Origin of the sequence: Qipengyuania sp., assembly GCF_042095715.1 — a bacterium.
Lineage (GTDB): Bacteria > Pseudomonadota > Alphaproteobacteria > Sphingomonadales > Sphingomonadaceae > Qipengyuania.
Window position 1 is genome coordinate 1 of record NZ_JBELMO010000140.1, and the last position, 2749, is coordinate 2749.

At 62.9% G+C, this 2749-nt stretch carries 3 protein-coding genes; 2 read left to right on the forward strand and 1 reads right to left on the reverse strand.

The genetic code is table 11. The features are described 5' to 3' along the window. On the forward strand, nt 1-942 hold a 942-nt coding region (locus ACFDTG_RS16560; RefSeq protein WP_375292016.1), incomplete at its 5' end, for a glutathione S-transferase family protein. After that, nucleotides 939-1778 (forward strand): pirin family protein, encoded by an 840-nt coding sequence (locus tag ACFDTG_RS16565; RefSeq protein WP_375292017.1) that lies wholly within the window; start codon nt 939-941, stop codon nt 1776-1778. The genes ACFDTG_RS16560 and ACFDTG_RS16565, both read left to right, overlap by 4 nt. 259 nt (nt 1779-2037) lie before the next feature. Here ACFDTG_RS16565 and ACFDTG_RS16570 read toward each other — a convergent pair. Further along, a partial coding sequence (locus ACFDTG_RS16570; RefSeq protein WP_375292018.1) for an alpha/beta fold hydrolase occupies nt 2038-2749 on the reverse strand: 712 nt, incomplete at its 5' end.

Here is a 2749-nt window from a genome sequence, read left to right on the forward strand (position 1 = left end):
TGGCACGACGAGTGGGCGCATAACGATGAGGACAGCGGCGAGTTCGAGCGCGACGAGAGCGCGTTTCGCAACTGGATCACGCCCGACGGATCACCCGGCCCCACCGGCGATGGCGGGTTCGCCGCCGAACCGGGCCGCTACCGCCTCTATATCAGCCTCGCATGCCCGTGGGCGCACCGCGCCAATGCAGCGCGGCACCTCAAGGGGCTGACCGACGCGATCGAGCTGAATGTGGTCCACTGGCTGATGAAGGACGGCGGCTGGTCCTTCCGCGAAGGCGAATGCGTGACCGGCGACCCCGCGATCGGCGCGGACCACCTCCACCAGCTCTACACCCACGCCAAGTCCGACTATTCGGGCCATGTCACCGTGCCGGTGCTGTGGGACACAAAGACCGAAACGATCGTCAATAACGAGAGTGCGGATATCCTGCGCATGCTCGGCACCGCCTTCGACCAATGCGGCGCCAACGACCTCGACCTCTACCCCGCCGATCTGCGGGACGAGATCGATCCGCTGAACGACCGGGTTTACGACGCGGTCAACAACGGGGTCTACAAGGCGGGCTTCGCGACGACGCAGGATGCCTACGAGAAAGCGGTGAAACCGCTATTCGCGATGCTCGACGAGCTGGAAGAGCGGCTCGAGGGGCAGGAGTGGCTGGTCGGCGGCCGGCTAACCGAAGCGGATATCCGCCTTTGGACCACGCTGATCCGGTTCGATCCGGTCTATCATACGCATTTCAAATGCAACGTGCGTAGGATCGCGGACTACCCCAATCTCGCTGCACTGACCCGGCGGATTTACGATCTCGAAGGAATGGCGCAGACCGTGAACTTCCGCCATATCAGGCATCATTATTATGAGAGCCACGAGCGGATCAATCCGAACGGCATCGTGCCCGCTGGGCCGGAGCCGCTGGTCCCGGTGACGACTTCATGACCATCCGCCAGCTTGTTTCCCTCCACCGGGCAACCCGTGACGATATCCAGGATCTGGTGACGCGCCGGCCCGTCCCGGGCCCCGGCCTGCCGCAAGTCGACCCGTTCCTGTTCCTCAACCACCACGGGCCGCAGACCTATCCACCGAACAATCGCGGCCTTCCCTTCGGCCCGCATCCGCATCGCGGGTTCGAGACGGTAACCTTTATCCTTGAGGGCAGCCTCGCCCATCATGACAGCGGCTCGGGTGCGAGCGTGGTGAAGGCGGGCGGCGTGCAGTGGATGACCGCGGGCAGCGGACTGGTTCACGCCGAGGTTTCGCCCGAGGCATTCAAGCGCACCGGTGGCCCACTCGAAATCCTCCAGCTATGGGTCAACCTGCCCGGTCGGCTGAAGATGACCGACCCTGCCTATATTCCGGTGCCTGCGGCGGACATTCCCGCAACCGCGATGGGCGAAGGCGTGTCGATGCGCGCGGTCTCCGGCACCGACGGAGCGCCGATCCACTCGCTGACCGATGTGATGCTGGCAATCGTGTCGGTCGATCCCGGCGGCAGTGCCACCCTGCCCGCCCCTGTCGGGCGCAACGTGTTCTTCTACACCGTCAGTGGCAATGCAAAGATTGGCGGCGAGGGCGTGCCCGAGCATACGCTTGCGCAGGTGAGCGACGGCAATGGCATCGAGCTGTCCAGCGATGGCGGGTGTCGTATCCTGTTCGGCCATGCGGACCCGATCGGCGAACCGGTTACGGCCCACGGCCCATTCGTCATGAATAGCGAGGCCGAGATCGCGCAGGCAATCCGCGACTATCAGACGGGACGGTTCGGCGGACTTTGACGGACCGCGCCTTTCCAATAGATCGGCGTCTTCATGAAAATGCTGCAGGGCGAATAGCAATCCTAGTCGATCTTCCGAGCCCTCTATTCTCAAAGTTGAGTTTGGGGTGGGCGACGAGCAAGAACGAGGTAATCGATTTTCACCTTTTTGACCCTGAAAGCGCACGGTCCGCTACCGGCCCAACAAAAGACCTCGGAATGGGACTAGCCCCTGCATAGGCCCTTGATTTGCTAACCCGCCAGTTGCAGCATTATTTTAATCACAGGATGCTCGTTGCGTCCAGAATTAAGCGGACGGTATCCTCTGGCTGATCCCACATCGGGAAGTGTCCGCTACGCTCGAACCAGTGCAGCGTCGCTTCGGGGAAGGCTTCCATAGCGCGATCCGCCTGCCGCGGAAGACACAGCCGATCCTTGCGTCCCCAGCCGATGACAACGGGCGCAGCCGTTTCTGCGGGGCCCTCTTGCATTGCGCCATTGGCGAGGTCCTTCACAAGCGAATTGACGGTGCGCGTATCGGCCAATGACTTCAGTTCACCCGCAACGAATGCCGGGTCGAGCGCCCAAGGCCTTGCAGAAAGCTGCGCCATCAGCGCTGTTCGCCCTGCAACATTTCCGGTGATGGCAGAAAGCGCCGGTCGCAGCGCGCGGACCAAAGCAACCGATGGCGTTAGGGTGGCTTTGAAGAAGGTGCGCTCCCACCCCTCCCAGAAGCCGCCCGGATCCAGTGCGACAACCGCGCCCGCTTGGCCGCGCCGCGCCATCTCGAGAACCAAGCGAGCACCAAGTGAGCTGCCAACCATATCTATATCTGTGAGGTTTTCCGCGCCGAGCCAGTCGTGCAAACTGCGCGCCAGCCCGTCAAACGTGCCGCTGTCGGCCTCTTCGGGTGTCTGCCCGTGGCCGGGCAGGTCTACGGCAATTACCTCCCTGACTTGAGAAAGCGCAGGCGAGATCGTGTCCCACGAGCCG

Excerpts from the sequence above, each read along its gene's own strand:
- ACFDTG_RS16565 (WP_375292017.1), top strand. The coding sequence starts at position 939 with ATGACCATCCGCCAGCTTGTTTCCCTCCACCGGGCAACCCGTGACGAT.